Origin of the sequence: Streptomyces sp. NPDC097595, assembly GCF_044761525.1 — a bacterium.
Taxonomy (GTDB): Bacteria; Actinomycetota; Actinomycetes; order Streptomycetales; family Streptomycetaceae; genus Streptomyces; species Streptomyces drozdowiczii_A.
Genome location: NZ_JBIWCN010000001.1, coordinates 202330 through 222464, shown reverse-complemented (window position 1 = coordinate 222464; position 20135 = coordinate 202330). Strand labels below are relative to the sequence as shown.

At 71.8% G+C, this 20135-nt stretch carries 20 protein-coding genes; 4 read left to right on the top strand and 16 right to left on the bottom strand.

Annotation, left to right across the window (positions count from 1 at the left end):
• Positions 1 to 5: 5 nt before the first annotated feature.
• The 13 genes from ACIQZN_RS00970 to ACIQZN_RS00910 form a co-directional block, all read right to left on the bottom strand.
• Complete coding sequence (locus tag ACIQZN_RS00970) at positions 6 to 656, bottom strand: 1-hydroxy-2-methyl-2-butenyl 4-diphosphate reductase (RefSeq protein WP_403986409.1); 651 nt, start codon at positions 654 to 656, stop codon at positions 6 to 8.
• A complete protein-coding gene (gene shc, locus ACIQZN_RS00965) occupies positions 656 to 2659 on the bottom strand; it encodes a squalene--hopene cyclase (protein ID WP_403986405.1) in 2004 nt (667 codons plus the stop codon). Before shc ends, ACIQZN_RS00970 begins: the two co-directional genes overlap by 1 nt.
• Before the next feature lie 106 nt (positions 2660 to 2765).
• A complete protein-coding gene (locus ACIQZN_RS00960) occupies positions 2766 to 3869 on the bottom strand; it encodes a polyprenyl synthetase family protein (RefSeq protein ID WP_403986402.1) in 1104 nt (367 codons plus the stop codon).
• Positions 3866 to 5251, bottom strand: a complete 1386-nt coding sequence (gene hpnE, locus ACIQZN_RS00955; RefSeq protein WP_403986399.1) for a hydroxysqualene dehydroxylase HpnE — start codon at positions 5249 to 5251, stop codon at positions 3866 to 3868. The genes ACIQZN_RS00960 and hpnE overlap by 4 nt, the downstream gene beginning before the upstream one ends.
• Before the next feature lie 149 nt (positions 5252 to 5400).
• Entirely contained in the window at positions 5401 to 6354 is a 954-nt protein-coding gene (hpnD, locus tag ACIQZN_RS00950; protein WP_403986396.1) for a presqualene diphosphate synthase HpnD, read from the bottom strand.
• Positions 6351 to 7271 (bottom strand): squalene synthase HpnC, encoded by a 921-nt coding sequence (gene hpnC, locus ACIQZN_RS00945; protein ID WP_403986393.1) that lies wholly within the window; start codon positions 7269 to 7271, stop codon positions 6351 to 6353. Before hpnC ends, hpnD begins: the two co-directional genes overlap by 4 nt.
• A 440-nt stretch (positions 7272 to 7711) precedes the next feature.
• The gene (locus ACIQZN_RS00940; RefSeq protein ID WP_018100148.1) at positions 7712 to 8497 is read right to left on the bottom strand and encodes an ABC transporter ATP-binding protein; all 786 of its coding nucleotides are present in this window, start codon (positions 8495 to 8497) and stop codon (positions 7712 to 7714) included.
• The gene (locus tag ACIQZN_RS00935) at positions 8490 to 9419 is read right to left on the bottom strand and encodes an ABC transporter permease (protein WP_403986390.1); all 930 of its coding nucleotides are present in this window, start codon (positions 9417 to 9419) and stop codon (positions 8490 to 8492) included. The genes ACIQZN_RS00940 and ACIQZN_RS00935 overlap by 8 nt, the downstream gene beginning before the upstream one ends.
• Positions 9420 to 9525: 106 nt before the next feature.
• On the bottom strand, positions 9526 to 10398 hold the full coding sequence (locus tag ACIQZN_RS00930) for a glycosyltransferase family 2 protein (protein ID WP_403987367.1): 873 nt from the start codon (positions 10396 to 10398) through the stop codon (positions 9526 to 9528).
• An 8-nt stretch (positions 10399 to 10406) separates the two neighbouring features.
• On the bottom strand, positions 10407 to 11186 hold the full coding sequence (locus ACIQZN_RS00925) for a CDP-alcohol phosphatidyltransferase family protein (RefSeq protein ID WP_073965688.1): 780 nt from the start codon (positions 11184 to 11186) through the stop codon (positions 10407 to 10409).
• Positions 11164 to 12225: an iron-containing alcohol dehydrogenase family protein gene (locus ACIQZN_RS00920; protein ID WP_403986386.1), complete on the bottom strand. Its 1062-nt coding sequence runs from the start codon at positions 12223 to 12225 to the stop codon at positions 11164 to 11166. The genes ACIQZN_RS00925 and ACIQZN_RS00920 overlap by 23 nt, the downstream gene beginning before the upstream one ends.
• Positions 12213 to 12950: a sugar phosphate nucleotidyltransferase gene (locus ACIQZN_RS00915; protein ID WP_403986383.1), complete on the bottom strand. Its 738-nt coding sequence runs from the start codon at positions 12948 to 12950 to the stop codon at positions 12213 to 12215. Before ACIQZN_RS00915 ends, ACIQZN_RS00920 begins: the two co-directional genes overlap by 13 nt.
• Positions 12947 to 14770, bottom strand: a complete 1824-nt coding sequence (locus tag ACIQZN_RS00910) for a DUF5941 domain-containing protein (protein ID WP_403987364.1) — start codon at positions 14768 to 14770, stop codon at positions 12947 to 12949. Before ACIQZN_RS00910 ends, ACIQZN_RS00915 begins: the two co-directional genes overlap by 4 nt.
• Before the next feature lie 364 nt (positions 14771 to 15134).
• On the opposite strand from ACIQZN_RS00910, the gene ACIQZN_RS00905 reads away from it, so the two are divergent.
• The 3 genes from ACIQZN_RS00905 to idi all read left to right on the top strand — a co-directional run bounded on the left by ACIQZN_RS00905 (position 15135) and on the right by idi (position 17400).
• Positions 15135 to 16073, top strand: coding sequence for a cation diffusion facilitator family transporter (locus ACIQZN_RS00905; RefSeq protein WP_403986380.1), 939 nt, complete (start codon positions 15135 to 15137; stop codon positions 16071 to 16073).
• A 101-nt stretch (positions 16074 to 16174) separates the two neighbouring features.
• On the top strand, positions 16175 to 16681 hold the full coding sequence (locus ACIQZN_RS00900) for a GNAT family N-acetyltransferase (RefSeq protein ID WP_403986377.1): 507 nt from the start codon (positions 16175 to 16177) through the stop codon (positions 16679 to 16681).
• Positions 16682 to 16806: 125 nt separating this feature from the next.
• Positions 16807 to 17400, top strand: coding sequence for an isopentenyl-diphosphate Delta-isomerase (gene idi, locus ACIQZN_RS00895; protein WP_403986374.1), 594 nt, complete (start codon positions 16807 to 16809; stop codon positions 17398 to 17400).
• A gap of 21 nt (positions 17401 to 17421) precedes the next feature.
• On the opposite strand, the gene ACIQZN_RS00890 is transcribed toward idi, so the two are convergent.
• The gene (locus ACIQZN_RS00890; protein WP_026171141.1) at positions 17422 to 17877 is read right to left on the bottom strand and encodes an ATP-binding protein; all 456 of its coding nucleotides are present in this window, start codon (positions 17875 to 17877) and stop codon (positions 17422 to 17424) included.
• 133 nt (positions 17878 to 18010) lie between these two features.
• A complete protein-coding gene (locus ACIQZN_RS00885) occupies positions 18011 to 18655 on the bottom strand; it encodes an HdeD family acid-resistance protein (protein WP_403986370.1) in 645 nt (214 codons plus the stop codon).
• 78 nt (positions 18656 to 18733) lie between these two features.
• Here ACIQZN_RS00885 and ACIQZN_RS00880 point away from each other — a divergent pair, with 78 nt between their 5' ends.
• Positions 18734 to 19495, top strand: a complete 762-nt coding sequence (locus tag ACIQZN_RS00880) for an enoyl-CoA hydratase/isomerase family protein (protein WP_403986367.1) — start codon at positions 18734 to 18736, stop codon at positions 19493 to 19495.
• Here the strand turns inward: ACIQZN_RS00880 and ACIQZN_RS00875 are convergent.
• On the bottom strand, positions 19482 to 20117 hold the full coding sequence (locus ACIQZN_RS00875) for a DJ-1/PfpI family protein (protein WP_403986364.1): 636 nt from the start codon (positions 20115 to 20117) through the stop codon (positions 19482 to 19484). The two genes, ACIQZN_RS00880 and ACIQZN_RS00875, sit on opposite strands and share 14 nt — an antisense overlap.
• Positions 20118 to 20135 lie beyond the last annotated feature (18 nt).

The following is a 20135-nucleotide window of genomic DNA, read 5'->3' as shown; positions in this document are numbered from 1 at the left end:
CTAGCTCACCTCCTGGGGAGCAGCAAAGATCGGTGCCATTCATAGAAAGCCGGCAGGACGGCACGAAGAACGCGGAAAGCCGATATTCCACCGCGGAACGTGCCGATGCGGACGAGCTCATGCTCCGGAGCGTCCACGACCACCCGTACGGCGGCAACCGGGCGGGGCCCGGACCGCAGGGCGGTGCGCAGGGTGGCGGCGGACTCCATGTCCACCGCGATCGCCCCGGTGGCCCGCAGTTCGGCCCGCTCATGTCCCCGGACGACATGGTCGGACCCGGTGAGCGGGCCGGTGTGTACGGTGTGCCCCGGTACGGCTCTGGCCAGCGCCTCGGCCAGCAGCTCCGCAGCGGTGCACGGGACGGGGTCCCCGGCGGCCCGGGTCTCCTCGGCCACCACGAGGTCGCCCGGGTGCATCCCGGGCGCCAGGCCGGCGCAGAACCCCGAGGCGATGACCGCGGTGTGCGGCGCCCCGCCGTCCCGTCCGAGCGCGCGCGCCACGGCGGTCTCGGCCGCCCTGGGGCCCATGCCGGTACGGAGCACGGTGACCCGGTCCGGGGCGTCCACCGCCCTCCCCCTGCCGGTGCGCAGGGCGAGCTGTTCGATGCCGAGCGCGCAGGCGATCAGCAGCGGGGCGGCCGGCCCGGCCTCTGCCATCAGGCCCCCTCGCGCGTCGGCGTGCGGCCCGCGAACGGGTCGCCGTGCACGTACCGCCCGAGGGCGGTGAGCGGGAAGACCTGCCGGTAGAGGTGGTAGTTGATGGAGAAGTCCCAGGGGAACCCGGTGCCGGTGAAGTAGGGCTCGTCCCAGGAGCCGTCGGCCTGCTGGGTCTCGGTCAGCCAGGCGATGCCCCGGGTCACGGCGACGGTGTCCCGCCGCCCCGCGGCAAGCAGTGCGAGGAGGGCCCAGGCGGTCTGGGACGCGGTGGAGGCGCCCTGGCCGATCCACTTCTCCTCGCTGTAGGAGCGCAGGTCCTCGCCCCAGCCGCCGTCGTCGTTCTGGACGGACTCCAGCCACTCGACCGCGCGCCGGATCGCCGGGTGCGACGGGGGCAGCCCGGCGGCGGTCAGCGCGGGAACCACCGACCCTGTCCCGTATACATAGTTGACGCCCCAGCGACCGAACCAGCCGCCGCTCACGTCCTGTTCGGCCAGCAGCCACTCGATGCCCCGCCGGGTGACGGGGTGTTCGGCACGGCCCTCGACGGCCAGCATCTCCACCACGTGCCCGGTGACGTCGGCGGAGGGCGGGTCGATTACCTCGCCGAAGTCGCAGAAGGGCAGCCGGTTGGGGAAGGGGCTGGTGTTGTCCGCGTCGAACGCGCCCCAGGCCCCGTTACGGGACCGCATGCCGACGTTCCAGCGCACACCGCGCTCGATCGCGGCGTCCACCCGGGCCTGGTCGGGGTGGCGGACCCGGCGCAGGGCGAGGACCACCTCCGCGGTGTCGTCGATATCGGGGTAGTTGTCGTTGTGGAACTCGAACGCCCAGCCGCCGGGCTCCAGTTGGGGCCTGCGCACCGCCCAGTCGCCCGGCCGGACGATCTCCTCGGCGAGCATCCAGTCCGCCGCCTTCACGAGCGCCGGGTGGTCAGGGGCGACCCCGGCGTCGGCGAGCGCGATGGTGGCCAGGCAGGTGTCCCAGACCGGGGACTGGCACGCCTCGATCATGCGGGTGCCGTCCTCGCGCCACACGGCGAAGCGGTCGAGCGATTCGAGGCCCGCCCGCATCACCGGGTGTTCGAGGTCGTAGCCGACGAGGTGCAGGGCGATGACCGAGTAGACGGCGGGCGGCTGGATCCCGCCCCAGCAGCCGTCGTTCTCCTGACGTTCGATGATCCAGCGGGCGGCGGCGTTCATCGCGACCCGGCGCAGTCCGCGCGGCGCGAACCGGTGGTAGACGTGCAGCGCCTTGTCGAGCCGCTGGAACAGCCCGTCCCAACTCCGCGCCGGCGCGGGGCGCTTGGGCGGGTTCGGGTCCGCGGGATCGGTGTGCAGCTCGTCCAGGGCGAAGGGGGCGGGCCGGACCGGCCGCTTCGCCGACACGATGGTGAGCGGCACGATGGTCTGGCGGGCCCAGCAGCCGAAGTCGTAGATGTTGAGCGGGACCCACTTCGGGAAGAACATCAGCTCCGGGGGGAGCTCCGGCAGGTCGTCCCATTTCCACCAGCCGAAGAGGGCCAGCCAGATCCGGGTGAAGACCCGGCTCGCGGCGATGCCGCCCTGTTCCCGGACCCAGCCCGCGGCGCGGGCCATGTGCGGGTCCTCCGGCCGGTCGCCCGCCAGCCTCAGGGCGACGTACGCCTCGATGGTGGTGGAGAGGTCCGCGGGGCCGCCGTGGAAGGTGGCCCAGGTCCCGTCGCCGAGCTGTTCGCCGCGGATGAATCCCGCGGCCGCCCGGACCGTCGCGGGGTCCTGGATGCCGAGGAACTGACGGAGCAGAAGGTCCTCGGCGTCCATCGTGACGTTGGTGGCGAGGTCGCCCTTCCACCAGCCCTGCTCGTCCTGCCTGCCGAGGAGATGCTCCACCGAGCGCTCCGCGGCCCGCCGCGCGGCGGCCTGTACACCGTCCGCGGCGATGGTTGATTCGATAGTCGGTCTACTGGCCGAGGCTGCGCGGGGATCAACGGCCCCAGTGCTTCCGTCGGTCGTCGCTGTCATGGCTTCCCCTTCGTGCAGGTGGTCCTCTGCTGTGCTGGGGTCTCCGTCGGCCGGCGCCCGTAAGGACGCCGGCCGGCGACTGCGAGTCATATGGACCAGATGGTGATCATCTCTTTCGTACGACGACGAAGTCCGCGAGCGCGGTGAGCTGCGCCCGCACGGGTTCCGGCATGTCGACACCGTGCAGCACCTCTATGGCGACCGCATGCTGACGACGCGCCTCCTGGGCGGTCCACTCGCGACCGCCCGCCTCCTCGATGAGCGCCGCACGGGCGGCGAACTCCTCCTCGGAGAAGCTGTCGAAGTCGCTGCTCTTGGCGTCGGCGGCGAGGAGCTCGCCCAGGCGCTCGGAGGCCGGTCCGCCCGCGGCGAGCGCGGCCACGACCGGCAGGGACTTCTTGCGCTGGCGCAGATCGCTCCAGGTCTGCTTGCCGGTGGACTCGGGGTCGCCCCAGATGCCGAGGAGGTCGTCGACCGCCTGGAAGGCGAGCCCGAGGTGGTGGCCGTACGCCTCCAGGACGTCGGCGGTGCGGTCGTCGGCGCCGCCGAGCACCGCGCCGATGGAGCAGGCGCAGGCGAGAAGGGCGCCGGTCTTGTTGCCCTCCATCTCCAGGCACTCCTCGACGGTGACGCGCTCGCGGTGCTCGTAGGAGATGTCCTGGGCCTGCCCGTCGATGAGCTTGCGGGTCGCCGTGGTCAACCGCCGGGCCGCCCGGCCCGCTTCGGCCGTGCCGAGCTCCAGCAGTATGTCGTAGGCCAGGGCGAACAGGGCGTCGCCGACCAGGATGGCCTGGGCGGGGCCGTGCACCTTCCACACGGTGTCGCGGTGGCGGCGCTGCTCGTCGCCGTCCATCAGGTCGTCGTGCAGCAGCGAGAAGTTGTGCACGAGCTCGACGGCCACGGCGCCGGGGATACCGGCCTCGGCCGAAGCGCCGGCCGCCTCGGCGGACAGCAGGGCCAGCGCCGGGCGGACGGCCTTGCCGCCGTCGCCGTCGGCGGGCCTGCCCTGGGCGTCGATCCAGCCGAAGTGGTACGCGGCCACGGTGTCCATGGGCGGTGCGAGCCGGTCGACCGCGGCCCGGAGCACCGGCGTGGAAAGGGCCCGTCCGCGCTCCAGAAGCGCGGTGACGTCCGTGGTGTCCGCCACGGTGTCGGAAGCCGGATTCGCCGGGGTCACTGACTCTCCTCTTGTTCCGGTGGTACTGCTCATGCCGCCTCCTGCAGCGGATGTTCATGGGGGCGGCCGAGCGCCAGGAGCGCGGCGTCCGCGGCACCCGCGCCGCTGCGGACCGCGCCCTCCATCGTGGCGGGCCAGCCGGTGGCGGTCCAGGCACCTGCCAGGAAGAGTCCGGGGGCGCGGGTGAGCGTCCCGGGGCGCAGCCGGCCGACGCCGGGCGCGGGCGCGAAGGTCGCGGTGCGCTCGCGGGTGACGAAGAAGTCCCGGATGCCGGCGCCCCGGGCGGCGGGCAGCAGCCGTTCCAGCTCGGGCAGGTAGCGGGCGCGCAGCTCGGCGACGGGCAGCTCGATCTCCTCGTCGGCCGCGGACTGGGAGACCGCGAGGTACTGCCCGGGGCCGGTGAGCCCGGACGCCTCGGTGCGGTCGAAGACCCACTGGACCGGGGAGCCGAGCGCGGCGAAGAAGGGCCGCTTCAGCACCTTGCGGTCGTAGACGACGTGCACGTTGAGGATCGGGGAGGTACCGATCTCCAGGAGCTTGTCCGGTGCGTCGAGCGCGCCCTCGGGCAGCAGGTCGTGGGTCTCGCGCTGCGGCACGGCCAGCACGACGGTGTCCGCCTCGATGTGTTCGGCGCCGGTGTCCACCAGCCAGTGCCCGTCCTCGGTGCGGGCGAGGCCGTGGGCCTTGGTGCGCAGCTCGGTGCGGACGCCGGCGGAGTCGAGGGCCTTGCGGCTCATCGTGTCGTGGATGTCCCCGAGCGGTACGGCGGCCCAGCCGATGTCGGCGGCGCCCGCGTCGGAGAGCAGCCCGGTCTTGAAGACCTTCGCGGCGAGCCCGAGCGAGGCGTTGGGCGCGGTGGCGTTGAGGGTGGCGACGCCGACGAGGTCCCACAGCGCCTCGATGGTGCGCGGCGACTGGCCGTGCCGGGCGAGCCAGCTGCCGAAGTCCTCCGCGTCGAGGGCCGGGTCGTCCGGGTCGAGCCGGCCGAGGGCGAGCGCGGCGCGGGCGACTCCGGCGCGTTCGGCGAGCGAGAGGTGCGGATATCCGGCGAGCCCGGCCGCGAGGTGCAGCGGGACCGGGAGCGCGTTGCGGCGCAGCCGTCCGAGCCGGGGGCCCGCGGGCCGGCCGACGTCCAGAACGGGCACGTCCAAACGGTTTTGCAGCGGGGCGAGGCGGGCGCCGTCGACGCGGTCGAGGAACCAGCGGTAGGCGGTGCAGCAGCGCAGGTAGACGTGCTGGCCGTTGTCCACCGTCAGCTCGCCCCGGCGGAAGGAGAAGGCGAGGCCGCCGAGCCGGGGCCGCCCTTCGAGCAGGGTCACGTCAAGCCCGGCATCGGCCAGGCGGAGCGCCGCCGTGACACCGGCGAGCCCGCCGCCGACCACGACCGCACGGGAACGCGGTGTGTCGTCGTTCATGCGCCCCCCTCTTGCCGGCTGCTCGCCCATCGGGCCTGGTCGGATCGGTCCTGCCCAGACAGGGACGCGGCCGCCGGGCCGGGGGTTGCCCGCCGTCCGCCGAGTTCGTCCTTGATGCACATGGTGCGCGAGATGTACCTGAGGCGCATTCAGACACGCCCTCGGGCCGTGCGCCGTGAGATGTGCCGGGCGTCGAGTCCGGACAGGCCGCGTACCGCGACGTACGCCTTCTCGTGGCCCGGGAGCGAGACCCGGCCGCGCAGCACCGCCTCGGGGTCGCGCTCGATGCGGTCGAGGAGCCTGCGGTAGATGCCGGCCATGGCCGCCACGCAGGCGCCGCTGCGCCGGTCGAGCATCGGGAGGAGCCGGTAGCCCTCGGCGAACAGGGCGCGGGCGCGCCGGACCTCGAAGTGGACGAGGCCCGCGAAGTCGGAGCCGGGCGGCGGGGTGGCCCGCTGGAAGCCCGCGGAGCAGCCGAACTTGGCGAGGTCGTCGGCGGGCAGGTAGGTGCGGCCGTTGCCCGCGTCCTCGCGGACGTCACGCAGGATGTTCGTCAGCTGGAGGGCGAGGCCGAGCGTGTCGGCGTACTCGGGGGCGCGCTCGGCGCCGGGGGCGCCGGGCTCCGTACCGAACACGCCGAGGCTGAGGCGCCCGATGGCGCCGGCGACGCACCGGCAGTAGACCTTGAGGTCGTCCCAGGTCTCGTAGACGGTGCCGTCCACGTCCATCAGGACGCCGTCGATGAGCTCGTCGAGCCCGTCGAGCGGGAGCGGGAACCTGCGGGCGGCGTCGGCGAGCGCGACGGCGACCGGGTCGGTGTCGTCCTCCTCGACCTTGCCGGCGCGGACGCGGTCGAGCAGGGTGCGGGTGCCCTCCAGGCGGACGCGCTTGGTCTCCGGCTCCAGTTCGCCGTCACCGATGTCGTCCACGCGGCGGGAGAGGGCGTACAGGGCCGACATGGCCTGCCGCTTCTCGGCCGGCAGCAGCCTGATGCCGTACGCGAAGTTGCGCGCCTGCTGTCCGGTGACGGCCTCGCAGTAACTGTAAGCGGCCTGTACCGGTGCCGACATGTACGTCGTCTGTCCCTCCACGGTCGGGCTCATCCCTCTCTACGCGCTTTTCGCAAGACAATCCCCACTTCGCGCAGCAGGCTGGGCTTGGTGGGTCCGGGCGGTCCGGGCAGTACGTCGAATCCGGCGGCCGCGATCGCGGTGAGGGCGGCGCGTCCTCCTCCCACGAATCCGGCGAGAAGCAGCCTGAGCCTGCCGTGGACGCTACCCACCAGGGGGGTGCCTTCATTCAGCAGATCCCGGGCGCGTTCCGCTTCGTACGCGATCAGGGAGCGGACCGAGGCGTTGGCGGTGGGCGCCGCGAGGTCGGTCTCGGTGACGTGGAACCGGGCCATGTCCTCGGCCGGAAGATAGATGCGGTCGCGGCCGAGGTCCTCGGCGACGTCCTGGAGGTGCTCCACGATCTGCAGCGCGGTGCACACGGCGTCGGAGCGGCGCAGCCGTTCGGGGCTCGCGGTGCCGGTGAGCTGGAGGACGAGGCGGCCCACGGGGTTGGCGGAGAGCTCGCAGTAGGCGAGCAGTTCCTCGTACGTGCCGTAGCGGCGGACCTTCTGGTCCTGCCGGTTGGCCTCGATGAGGCCGATGAACGGCTCGGGGGTGAGCGCGCGGCGCCGGGCGGTGGGGCGGAGCGCCCGCATCAACGGGTGGTGCGGGGTCTGGCCGGTGGTCGCGAAGACGCGGTGCAGGTCGCTCTCGAGCGCGTCGAGCATGGCGAGCCGGTCGTCGCTCTGAGCCGGGTCGAGTCCGAGGTACACGGCGTCGGCGCCGCCGGGGGCGAGGTCGCCGTCCCCGATGTCGTCCACCAGCCGGGCGAAGCCGTAGACGGCCATGAGGTCGTCGCGCCAGGCGCGGGGCAGGAAGAAGGGGGCGACCGGAAAGTTCTCGTGGGCTGCCTTGTCGAGGGTTCCGGATGCGGCGGTATCGAGCCGCGCCTGCCGGGTACGGGTCACTGCGGACCGCCCTGCGCGGGGACGGCGTGAGCACCTCGGAGCGGGAGATCTTCCGTCATAGCCGTCACAACTCCCGTTCTACACTGCTGACCCAAAATACCCCATTCCGGACACGCCGCCCGCCCTTCCGAGTGCCGAGGACGGCTCCCGGCCGTCCCCCCAGGCGGTATCGCCCCACTTGCGGCGAATCAGCACCGGTACAGCTTACGTTGTACAACGCTCATCCAAACGCCGGGGTACGGGCCCTGCGGCACCAGCCCCGGGGCCCGCGTCAACTTTCCTCCCGCCGGAGCGCGTTCACGTCATCCGGCGGGAGGAGATCGCGAAGGGCGCCGTACGACGAGGCGCGGATGTCCGGACTCCGGTCCACGGTCCGGACATGGCGCGGCCCCCGCCGGAAGGATCCGGCGGGGGCCGTCTGCCGTGCGACGCGGGGCGTCCTACTTACCGGTCTCCCGTTCGTAGGCCCGCAGGACCTCCTCGGTCGGGCCGTCCATCAGGAGCTCGCCCTTCTCCAGCCACAGGACCCGGTTGCAGGTGTCCCGGATCGACTTGTTGCTGTGGCTGACCAGGAAGACCGTGCCGGCCTCCTTGCGCAGCTCCCTGATCCGCGCCTCGGAGCGGATCTGGAACTTGCGGTCACCGGTCGCCAGCGCCTCGTCGATCATGAGGACGTCGTGGTTCTTGGCGGCCGCGATGGAGAAGCGGAGACGGGCGGCCATGCCGGAGGAGTAGGTGCGCATCGGCAGGGTGATGAAGTCGCCCTTGTCGTTGATGCCGGAGAACTCCACGATGTCCTCGTAGCGCTCGCGGATCTCCTCGCGGCTCATGCCCATCGCGAGACCGCCGAGCACCACGTTGCGCTCGCCGGTCAGATCGCTCATCAGCGCGGCGTTGACGCCGAGCAGCGAGGGCTGGCCGTCCGTGTAGACGCTGCCGCTCTCGGTCGGCAGGAGGCCCGCGATGGCGCGGAGCAGCGTCGACTTGCCGGAGCCGTTCGTCCCGATGAGCCCGATCGCCTCGCCCCGGTAGGCGGTGAAGGTGACCCCGCGCACGGCGTGCACCTTGCGCACCCCGCGCTCCTGGCCCTTCTCGCGGCGCATGATCCGGCTCAGTGCCGCGGTGGCGCTGCCCTTGCCACCGCCGCCGCCGTTGACCCGGTACACGATGTGCACGTCGTCGGCGATCACGGTGGGGACGCGCCCCGCGGTGTTGTCGTCAGCCACGGCCGTACCGTTCCTCTGCCTTCCAGAAGTACACGAAGCCCACGATGCCCACCACGATCGACCAGGCGAGGGCGACCGCCCAGACGTGGTCCGGCAGGTTCTCGGAGCCGTATCCGTCGATCAGGGCGAACCTGACCAGGTCCATGTAGATGGCCGCCGGGTTGTACTGGAGCACGTCGGTGATCCAGGCCGGCTTGTTCGCGAGCATCACCGGGATGGAGAACATGACGCCGGAGGCGTACATCCAGGTGCGCATGACGAACGGCATCAGCTGTGCCAGGTCGGGGGTCTTGGCGCCCATCCTGGCCATGGCGAGCGCCAGTCCGGTGTTGAAGAAGAACTGCATCACCAGGGCGGGGATCACCAGCAGCCAGGAGAGCCTCGGGTAGCTGCCGAATCCGACCGTGACCGCGATCAGCACGATCATCGAGTACAGCAACTGCTGGAGCTGCTGGAGCGAGAAGGAGATGGGCAGCGAGGCGCGCGGGAAGTGCAGGGCCCTGACCAGGCCGAGGTTCCCCGAGATCGCGCGTACACCCGCCATCACGGAGCTCTGCGTGAAGGTGAAGACGAACACCCCGGTCACCAGGAACGGGATGAAGACCTCCTGCGGGATCCCCTTCTTCGTGCCGAGGATCAGCCCGAAGATGAGGAAGTAGACCGCCGCGTTCAGGAGCGGGGTCGCCACCTGCCACAGCTGGCCCAGCTTCGCCTGGCTGTACTGGGCGGTCAGCTTGGCCCGGGAGAACGCCAGGATGAAATGGCGTCGCCCCTGGAGCTGGCGCACGTACTCGAGGAGTCCGGGCCGGGCACCGCTGACCGCAAGGCCGTACTTCGCGGCCAGCTCGGCCGCGCTCAGGCCGTCGTCGGCTGATGGCGGGCTGCTCACCGCAACCGCGCCGCCATGGGTTGTGTCACTCACCAGAAGAAACTCTCGTATTCGAAATGCGCAGCCAGTCGCGGGCGCGGCTCAGGGCGGACAGGTCCCGACAAGAAAAATACGCCTCATGCTCCCAGAGGGGAGCCTCTCAGATGACCGGAGGGCGGCCCAGCCTGGTCAGTCGCCACACCGTACGCCACTTCATCGGGCGGCGCGGTCCGCAGGGCGTCCGCCAGCCTTCCCGGAATCCGCCGAACCACGCCTTCAGCGCCTCGCCGGATGGCCTGCGCAGCAGGGTCAGGGCCATCCACACCCCGAGGTACACCGGGACGAGGGGCGCGGGGAGGTTGCGCCGGGCCAGCCAGACCCGGTTGCGGGCCACCATGCGGTGGTAGACGGCATGGCGGGACGGGGCCGTGGTGGGGTGGTGCAGCACCATGTCCGCGCGGTAGTCGATCAGCCAGCCGGCGTCCAGCGCCCGCCAGGCGAGGTCCGTCTCCTCGTGCGCGTAGAAGAAGTCGCCCGGCAGCGGGCCGACCTCGGCCAGCACCCGGGTGCGCACCGCGTTGGCGCCGCCCAGGAAGGTCGTCACGCGGGACGAGCGCATCGGGTCGGCGGCGCGCAGCCGGGGCACGTGCCGGCGCTGCGTGACCCCGGTCTCGGGGTCCGCGATGCGGAAGCTGATGATGCCGAGCCGGGGGTCCTCGGCGAACGCCTTCCGGCACAGCTCCGCGGTGTCGGTGAGGGGCAGCAGCCCGTCGTCGTCGAGGAAGAGCAGGGCGTCCACATCGGCGCCGGAGGGCCCGAACGCCTCGATGCCGACGTTCCGGCCGCCGGGGATGCCGAGGTTCTCGGGCAGCTCGACGGTGCGGACGCCCGGGGGGACGTCGGGGACGGGCGAGCCGTTGCCGACGACGACCACCTCGATCCGGTCGCCCTCCTGGGCGGCGACCGAATCGAGCAGGGCGCGCAGCTCGGCAGGGCGGTTGCCCATGGTGATGATGACCGCGCCGAGTTTCATGGGTGTGCTCACTTCAGCCTGCTCGACGCCAGGACCGACACGAGGTGCAGCAGGGTCTGGAGCAGGGCGATGCCCGCCAGGACCGCGACCGCGAGACGGCTGAAGAAGAAGTCGTCCCGCACCTCGTCCAGGACGGCGGCGACCAGGATGACCAGGGACGCCTCGACGCACAGGATGAGCCGGTGGAACTTGAGCGCGCCGGCGGCCCGGCGGGCGAACGCCATGCCGGAGGAGCGCGGCTCGGAGGCGGACTCCTTGACCGGCGGCAGTCCGCCCTGGTGGCGGGCGACGCCGACCAGGTCCGTCTCGGCCTTGATCAGGATCGCGCCGAGCGCGGCGAGCGTGCCGAGGAAGGCCCACAGCCAGTCGATGCGGCCGGTGCCCCACAGGTCGGCGGCGCGCAGGCCGAAGCCGACGAGCACGGCCGCGTCGCAGAGGTAGGCGCCGACGCGGTCGAGGTAGACGCCGCCGAGCGAGAACTGCTTCTTCCAGCGCGCGATCTCGCCGTCCACACAGTCGAGCAGCAGGTACAGCTGGACCATGACGACGCCGAGCACCGCGCCCCAGATGCCCGGGACGAGCAGCGCGGGGGCGGCGAGCACACCGGCCAGCGTCATCAGGTAGGTCAGCTGGTTGGGCGTGACCTTGGTGTTCACCAGGTACCGGTCGATGCGCAGGGAGACCTCGCGCATGTATATCCGGCCCGCCCAGTGTTCACCGCTGCGCCGGTCCTTGACGCCCGGCGGGTGAACGACCGGGCGGAGTTCAGCTACTGATGGTCTTGGCATAGTCGGCGTACGCGTCCCTGATCTGGTCGGTGGAGAGGCTGAGGTGTTCCAGGACCGTGAAGCGTCCCGGGCGGGTCTGGGGCGCGTACTCGACGGCCTGGACGAATTCGTCGGCGGTGAAGCCGATCTCCTCGGGCGTGACCGGCAGGCCGTGCCTGCGCAGTACGTCGGCGAAGAGGCCGGACTCGTCCACGGCCCCGCGCAGGTGCATGGCGAAGGCGGCGCCGAGGCCGACCTGCTCGCCGTGGCTGGCGGCCCGCTTCGGGAAGAGCAGGTCGAACGCGTGGCTGATCTCGTGGCAGGCGCCGGACGAGGGCCGGGTGTCGCCGCTGATCGAGATGGCGATGCCGGAGAGCACCAGTGACTCGGCGAGGACGGTGAGGAACTCGTCGTCGGCGACGGTGCCGGGGTGGCGCAGGACGGCTTCGCCGGCGGTACGGGCCATGGCGGCGGCGAGTCCGTCGATCTGTTCGCCGTTGACCTGGTGCGAGAGCTCCCAGTCGGCGATGGCGGAGATGTTGGAGATCGCGTCGCCGATGCCGGACCGTACGAAGCGGTCGGGCGCGGTACGGATCACCGACAGGTCGATCACCATGGCGATGGGCATGGGGACGCCGTAGGAGCCCCGGCCGTTGTCGTTGTCCAGGGTGGCGACGGGCGAGCAGAGGCCGTCGTGGGCGAGGTTCGTGGCGACCGAGACCAGCGGCAGGCCGACCCGGGCCGCGGCGTACTTCGCCACGTCGATGATCTTGCCGCCGCCGAGGCCGACCACGGCGTCGTAGCGCTTGCCCTTGATGTCGTCGGCCAGCTGCACCGCCGCGTCGATGTTGCCGCCGGCGACGCAGTACCAGTCGGCGCCCGGCAGGGCCGGGGCCAGCTTCTCGCGCAGGGCGAGGCCGGAGCCGCCGCTGATCGCGATGGCGAGCTTGCCGGAGGCGGAGATCCGCTGGTCGGCGAGGAGGCCCGCCAGGTCGTGCATGGCCCCCCGGCTGATGTCGACGAAGACCGGGGACGGGATGAGTCGGGTCAGTACCGGCACGCGATCTCCCGGCCCTTCGCGAGGTCGTCGTGGTTGTCGATCTCGACCCAGCTCACGTCACCGATGGGGGCGACGTCCACGGTGAAGCCGCGGTTGACGAGCTCCTGGTAGCCGTCCTCGTAGTAGAGGTCCGGGTCGCGCTCGAAGGTGGTCTTCAGCGCGTCGGCGAGCTCCTCGGCGGCCTCGGCCTCGATGAGGGTGAGGCCGATGTACTCGCCGGTGGCCTCGGCCGGGTCCATCAGCTTGGTGATCCGCTGAACGCCCTTGCCGTCCTCCACCACGACCTTCATCTCCTCGTCGGCGAGGTTCTTCACCGTGTCGAGGGCGAGGATGATCTTCTGCCCGTCGCCGCGCGCGGCCAGCAGGGTCTTCTCGACGGAGACCGGGTGGACGGTGTCGCCGTTGGCGAGGAGCACACCGCGCTTCAGGACCTCACGGGCGCACCACAGGGAGTAGGCGTTGTTCCACTCCTCGGCCTTGTCGTTGTCGACGAGGGTGAGCTTCAGGCCGTACGTGGCCTCCAGCTCCTCCTTGCGCGCGTAGACGGCCTCCTTGCGGTAGCCGACGACGATCGCGACCTCGGTGAGCCCGATCTCGGCGAAGTTGGCCAGCGTGAGGTCGAGGATCGTCTTGTCGCCGTCCACCGGCACGAGCGCCTTGGGCAGCGTGTCGGTGTAGGGGCGCAGGCGCCGTCCTGCGCCGGCTGCCAGTACGAGGCCGATCATGCGGGTTCTCCTTCGTCGTGAACGGCGGGCGCCCCGGAGGACACCCAGAAGCGGATGGACTCCACCAGCACGATCACTGCCACGGCCACGGCGAGCACGGTGAGCGCCGTGGTGAAACCGGAGGCTCCGGTGAGTGCGGCGGCGAGCACGGCCACGACCAGGGTCCGGCCCTCGTGTCCGCCGATCGTGCGCACCAGCCACTGGGGCGGGGCGCCGGTGCCGCCTCGGATGCGGTACACCGTGTCGTAGTGATGGTAGGCGACGGCCGAGACCAGTCCGAAGGCCGCGGGGAGCGCCCCGTCGATGTCGCTGCGGGCGGCCAGGATCAGGACCGTGCAGTACTCGGCGGCCCGGAAGACCGGGGGCACGAGCCAGTCGAGTGCGCCCTTGAGGGGGCGGGCCACGGCTATGCCGGAGCAGACCGCGTAGAAGACGGCGGCGATGATCGTCTGGCGGCTGCCGAAGGGCTGCTGGAGCGCGGCGGCGATCAGTGCGCCGGTGCCGACGAGGGCGACCGCTGGGGCGGTCCAGGCGCCGCCGATCTTCGGGCCCCGGGTGGCGATCAGCTGGGCGATCGGGCCGGAGTCCGCGAGGTCGGCGAGGGCCTGGGCGGCGCGGTCGGTGCGCTTCGCCTTGCGGGTCAGGGAACGCAGGAGGCGGCCCGCCGTGGTGTAGCAGGCGGCGAAGGCACAGCCGATGAGCAGGGCGTAGAAGACGATGCGCGGGGTGGTGACCGCGGTGAGGACGGCGATCATCGCCCAGCGCTCGCCGATCGGAAGCACGATCATGCGGCGCAGCCAGACCGTCCAGCCGACGCTGTCGAGCTTGTCGGAGAGGGCCGCGGTGGGGCTGCTGTTCGCCACCGCGTCGTGGTTGGCCTCGTTGAACGAGAAGTCGATGATATGGCGGCAGGACTGGAGGACCATCGCGCCGAGCGCCAGCGCCCAGACGTCGTCGCCGTTGCGGGCGGCGCCGAGGGCGAGGCCCGCGTAGTAGGCGTACTCCTTGGCGCGGTCGAAGGTGGCGTCCAGCCAGGCGCCCATCGTGGAGTACTGGAGCGAGTAGCGGGCGAGCTGCCCGTCGGTGCAGTCCAGGACGAAGGAGAACAGCAGCAGGACGCCCGCCGCGACATAGCCGCCCCGGGTGCCGGTGGCCGCGCAGCCGGCCGCTATCAGCGCGGTGAGCAGGGACGCGGTGGTGACCTGGTTCGGGGTGAGCCCCCGGCGCGCGCACCAGCGGGCGATGTAGCGCGAGTAAGGGCTGATGAAGTGGGTGGTGAAGAAGCCGTCGCGGGCCTTCACCGCGCTGCGCAGCCGGACCGCCTCGTCGTCCACGGCCTCGACGTCCGTACGGGCGGCGGCGCGGGCGGTCCCGTCGGTGGGCACGGTGGCGACGAGCGAGCCCAGCTCGGGGCGCTGCACCTCGGTGCCGCCGGCCTCCATGGCCGCCGCGAGCCTGCCGGGCACCGTGCGGTCGGTGACCGTGGCGGTGCCGCCCGCGGGCACTCCGGCGCCGACCGCGTCGGTGGTGGCGCGGAGGGCGACGACCAGGGCGGGGCGGGCCTCGGCCTGTGCGGTGAGGGCGCCGGGCACGGCCGCCGCGGGGAAGCGGGGGTCGGTCAGGGCGAGCCGCAGGGCGTGGCGGTGGCCGACGAAGCGGGGGTCGACCAGGGCGACGCGGTGGGCCGCCGGGACGGCGGCCAGCAGGGTGGCCGCTTCGGTGACGTCGGCGGCTGCCCGGACGTCGAAGCCCAGCGACCGCAGATCGTCCTCCAGCGACGATCCGGGCAGCGGAGCACCTGTGAGAATGGCGGTCGACAGACGAACTCACTCCTTGGGTGCTGACACGGATCGGCACGCGACAGTGCGGCCAGATGCGGCCGGCGGCATGTCGGCAGAGGCTATCGGATGAACGGAAGCGCGAGTTCACCACCCGTTTGTGCCCCGTTCCGGGCGGGGCCGGACCACGCGCTCCGTCCGCGATCATCATTGTCGATGGCCGCCCCGCCTGACAAAGCCGGGTCGCCCTGCGCCGTACAGGGGCTCTGACCTGCATACGTTTCCGCAGGTCAGTGGCGTTGACAACGGTGTTCAGTGCCGTGTTGCCCGATACCCCCCACCCGTAGTTGACTGGCAGGGCCCGGGCCGGAAGCCCGGGTCCGCGAGACGACCGGGAGGCGTCCCCATGGGGGCAGGGCACGATCACGGACACACGCACGGGCCGGCGCCGACCGGCACGGCGGCCGCCGCACACAAGGGGCGGCTGCGCATCGCACTCTGCATCACCCTGGCCGTCACGGTCATGGAGGTCGTCGGCGGTGTGCTGTCCGGCTCCCTCGCGCTGATCGCCGACGCGGCCCACATGGCGACCGACGCCCTGGGGCTGGGGCTCGCCCTGCTGGCGATCCATTTCGCCAACCGGCCGGCCGGCCCGAACCGCACCTTCGGTTACGCCCGAGCCGAGATCCTGGCCGCCCTCGCCAACTGCTGCCTGCTCCTCGGGGTGGGCGGCTATCTCCTCTTCGAGGCGGTGGAGCGCTTCATCGACCCGGCGGAGACCCGGGGCGGGCTCACGATCGCCTTCGCCCTGGTGGGTCTCGTCGCGAACGCGGTGTCGCTGTCGCTGCTGATGCGCGGGCAGCAGGACAGCCTCAATGTGCGCGGCGCCTATCTGGAGGTGCTGGCGGACACGCTGGGCTCGGTGACCGTGCTGATCTCGGCGGGCATCGTCATGGCGACCGGCTGGCAGGCGGCGGACCCCATCGCCTCGTTGATCATCGGGCTCATGATCGTCCCGCGTACGGTGCGGCTGCTGCGCGAGACGCTGAACGTGCTCCTGGAGGCGGCGCCCCCGGGCGTCGACATGGGCGAGGTACGCGACCACATCACGGCGCTGCCCGGGGTGCTGGACGTCCACGATCTGCACGCCTGGACGATCACCTCGGGGATGCCGGTGCTCTCCGCCCATGTGGTGGTCCAGCAGGACCTGCTGGACTCGATCGGCCACGAGAAGCTGCTGCACGAGCTCCAGGGCTGCCTGGGCGACCACTTCGACGTGGAGCACTGCACCTTCCAGCTGGAGCCGAGCGGGCACGCGGAGCACGAGGCGAGGCTCTGCCACTGAGCCCCGGGGCCGTGCGGCCCGAGGTGTAGGGTTTCCCGGACGTGTACGAACCGGCCCGCCGGCCGGTGCCCGCCCACCCGAGGGTCCCCACGTTGACCGACATGACCTGGCGCGTCCGCCCCGAGATGCGGGACGACGCCCCCGCCGTGCGCGCCGTGAACGCCGCCGCGTTCCCGACGGAGGCGGAAGCCACGCTCGTGGACACGCTGCGCAAGGACTCGCTGCTCTGGCTGCCTGGCCTCTCGTGGGTCGCCGAGTCGCCCGACGGCTCGATCGCCGCGTACGCCCTGCTGAGCCGGTGCTGGGTCGAGGGAGTGCCCACCCTGGCCCTGGCCCCGGTCGCCACCGCTCCCGAGCACCAGCGCCGCGGTGCGGGCTCGGCCGTGGTGCGGGCGGTGCTGGAGGCGGCGCGGTGGTACGGGGAGCGGCTGGTGCTGGTGCTCGGGCATCCGGAGTACTACCCGAGGTTCGGTTTCGTACCGGCCTCGCGGTACGGGATCCGGCCGCCCTTCGAGGTTCCGGACGAGGCCATGATGGCGCTGGTGCTCGATGATTCCGCGCCCGTCCCGATGGGCACGATTGAGTATCCGCCCGCCTTCGGGGTCTGAGGACCGGCCGGGGCGGGGCGGACATGCCAGGACCCTAAGTACGGACAAGCCGCTTTTGTACGGCAGACTTGATCGGACTCGACGGGACCGGCTGCACGGGGCCGGGACCACAGCGAAGGATGGGTATGCCGACCACACCAGTCACCGCGGCGAACACCTCGTCGAACGGCACAGCGGACGCGATCATGCTCGAACTGGTCGATGAGAACGGCACCACCATCGGTACGGCGGAGAAGCTCGCCGCCCATCAGGCGCCCGGCCAGTTGCACCGCGCGTTCTCCGTGTTCCTCTTCGACGAGCAGGGCCGGCTGCTGCTCCAGCAGCGCGCCCTGGGCAAGTACCACTCCCCCGGTGTCTGGTCCAACACGTGCTGCGGCCATCCCTACCCGGGTGAGGCGCCCTTCGCCGCCGCCGCCCGGCGTACGTACGAGGAGCTGGGCATCTCGCCCTCGCTGCTGGCCGAGGCGGGCACCGTCCGCTACAACCACCCGGACCCGGCGTCGGGTCTGGTGGAGCAGGAGTTCAACCACCTCTTCGTGGGCCTGGCGCAGGAGCGGCTGCGGCCCGATCCGGAGGAGGTCGGCGGGACGGCCTTCGTGACGGCGGCGGAGCTGGCCGAGCGGCATGCCCGTGAGCCGTTCTCCGCGTGGTTCATGACCGTGCTGGACGCCGCCCGGCCGGCGATCCGCGAGCTGACCGGGGACACCGCCGGCTGGTGAGCCGGCGTGGTGGCGGAGGGGTCAGAGGGCGGTGCTCAACGGGAGGGCCGCCCAGATGACCTTGCCGCCGCCCGCGGTGTGCTCGACGTCGCAGGTGCCGCCCGCTTCCCGGGTGATCTCGCGGACGAGCAGCAGGCCCCGGCCGCCGGTCTGCGCGTAGTCGGTCTCCAGGGCGGTCGGGCGGTAGGGGTGGTTGTCCTCGACGGACACCCTGACCCAGTCCTCGCCCACGGCCACCTCCACGGCGAGCTCGGGCGAGAGCAGCGCGGCGTGCTTCACGGCGTTGGTGACCAGCTCGGAGACGATGAGCAGCAGTCCCTGGGCGATGTCGTCCTCGATCGGCACGTTCTGGCGCTTCAGCAGATCGCGTACGGCGTGCCGGGCCTGGGGTACGGAGACGTCCGAGGCCGGGGCGGTGAAACGCCAGACCCCTTCGTACGGCACGGGCCGGGCGGGGGTGCTCCCGCGGCTCTCCATAGTCCGGTACCCGCTCTCCACTCGTAGTGACTTCACGTCGAGTACAGGGTGGCGGGCGAGGTTGCTCCGGTCCGTACTATTGAACAGAAGTCGACTCCTATTGAACGGACTCGACTTCATTCAAGCGGAAGTGTCAGTTTTCGGACCGCTTCTGACCGTCCTGGGTGAGCGGGTCCGTTCCTTCTCCCTTGTCCGCCTCGTCTTGTCCCGGCGCCATCTGCTCGGAGACCATCGAGACGATGCGTCGGCCGCCGATCCCGATGGCGATGAGCCCGAGCCCGTCGAAGAGCAGGGCCAGCGAGAAGAAGCAGCCGAGTACGTAGAGGCTGCTGTGCGGCCAGTCGAAGAGGACGAGCAGGCCGAGGAGCAGCCCGAAGGCGCCCTGGAGCAGCGTCCAGCCGAACTGCGGCCCGCGCACCACGACGCTGCCGACGAGCCGGAAGACCCCGCCGGTCAGGAAGAGCAGCGCCGCGAACATGGTCAGCGCCTCGGCGGTGCCGTGCGGGTGGCGGATGACGACGAGCCCGGCGGCGATGTTGAGCGCGGCCACCACGACGCCCAGCCAGAAGTAGCTGGTGCCGCGCGACTGGATGGCGTGCAGCAGTCCGACCAGGCCGCCGACGAGCAGCAGCCAGCCGAAGAGGATCATCGAGGTGAGCGTGGCGACGCCGGTGTAGACGAGGCCGACCAGGCCGGCGACGACGAGCAGGATGCCGAGCAGGGCCAGACCGCTGAAACTGCGGTGGAGCTTCCTGCCTTCGCGTTCGGGACCGTCCACGTGGGGCTCCTCGGGTGCGTGCCTGTTTCGCGGCCCCTTGCTGATCGTAGGTTCGAACACCACGGATAGCATCCGGCCATGGACCGTACGGAACCCCGTTTGGAGCACACCGTCGCGGACGGCGTCGCCACCGTCGTCATCGGCAACCCCGCCAAGCGCAACGCGATGACGGCCGCCATGTGGGAGGCGCTGCCGGTCCTGCTCGACAAGCTGGCGGCCGATCCCTCCGTGGGCGCCCTGGTCCTGACGGGCGCGGGCGACACCTTCTGCGCGGGCGCCGACATCTCCTCGCTCCGGGACCCCGGGAGCGATCCGCAGCGCCTGGCCGTGGCCGCCGAGGAGGCGCTGGCCGCGTTCCCGCTGCCGACCCTCGCGGCGGTGCGCGGCTACTGCGTGGGCGGCGGGAGCCAGCTCGCCGCCGCCTGCGATCTGCGCTTCGCGGCCGAGGGCGCCCTGTTCGGGGTCACCCCGGCCAAGCTGGGCATCGTCTACCCCGCCTCGTCCACCCGCCGCCTCGTCGCCCTCACGGGTCCGGCGACGGCCAAGCACCTGCTGTTCTCCGGTGAGCTGATCGACACCGAACGGGCGCTGCGGACGGGCCTGGTGGACGAGGTGCTGCCGGCCGACGGGCTGGACGAGCGGGTCGCCGCCTATGTACGCACCCTGGTGTCCCGGTCGCGGCTGACCCAGGCCGCCGCCAAGGAGTTCGCGGCCGGGCGCGAGGACCGGGACGCGCACTGGGCCGGGCAGGCGCGGAACAGCGGCGACACCGCGGAGGGGGTCGCCGCCTTCCTGGAACGCCGCGCGCCCCGGTTCACCTGGGCGCCTACTGAAGGATGAACCGGCTCCGGCCCCGCCACTCCTCGACCAGGTCGGCCGGCGCCTTGTCCGGCGACCCCGCGTCGTAGGGCGGCTGGGGGTCGTACTCCGTCAGAAGCTGTACGGCCTGTGCGGTACGGTCGCCGGCGATGCGGCCGAGCAGGGCGAGGCCCATGTCGATGCCGGACGAGACCCCGGCGGCGGTGACGTACTTGCCGTCGAAGACGACGCGTTCGCCGGTGGGCTCCGCGCCGTGGTCCTTCAGGGTGTCGAGGGCGAGCCAGTGCGAGGTGGCGCGGCGCCCCTTCAGGAGTCCCGCGGCCGCGAGCAGCAGCGATCCGGTGCAGACGGAGGTCGTCCAGGTGGTGGCCTCGTCCGCGCGGCGCAGCCACCCGAGCAGGTTCTCGTTCTCCATCTGGTGGTGCTGTCCGGGGCCGCCGGGGACGATCACCAGGTCGGGGGCGGGGACCTCGTCGAACGTCCGGTGCGCGACCAGGTCGAGGCTGCCGTTGTCGTTGCGGACGGCGCCCGCCCGTTCAGCGACGAAGACGGTCTCGGCGCCCGGGGTGCGGGACAGGATCTCGTAGGTGCCGACGGCATCCAGCGCGGTGAAGCGGTCGAAGAGGGCGATGGCGATCTGCATGGTCTTCCTGTCTCTCGG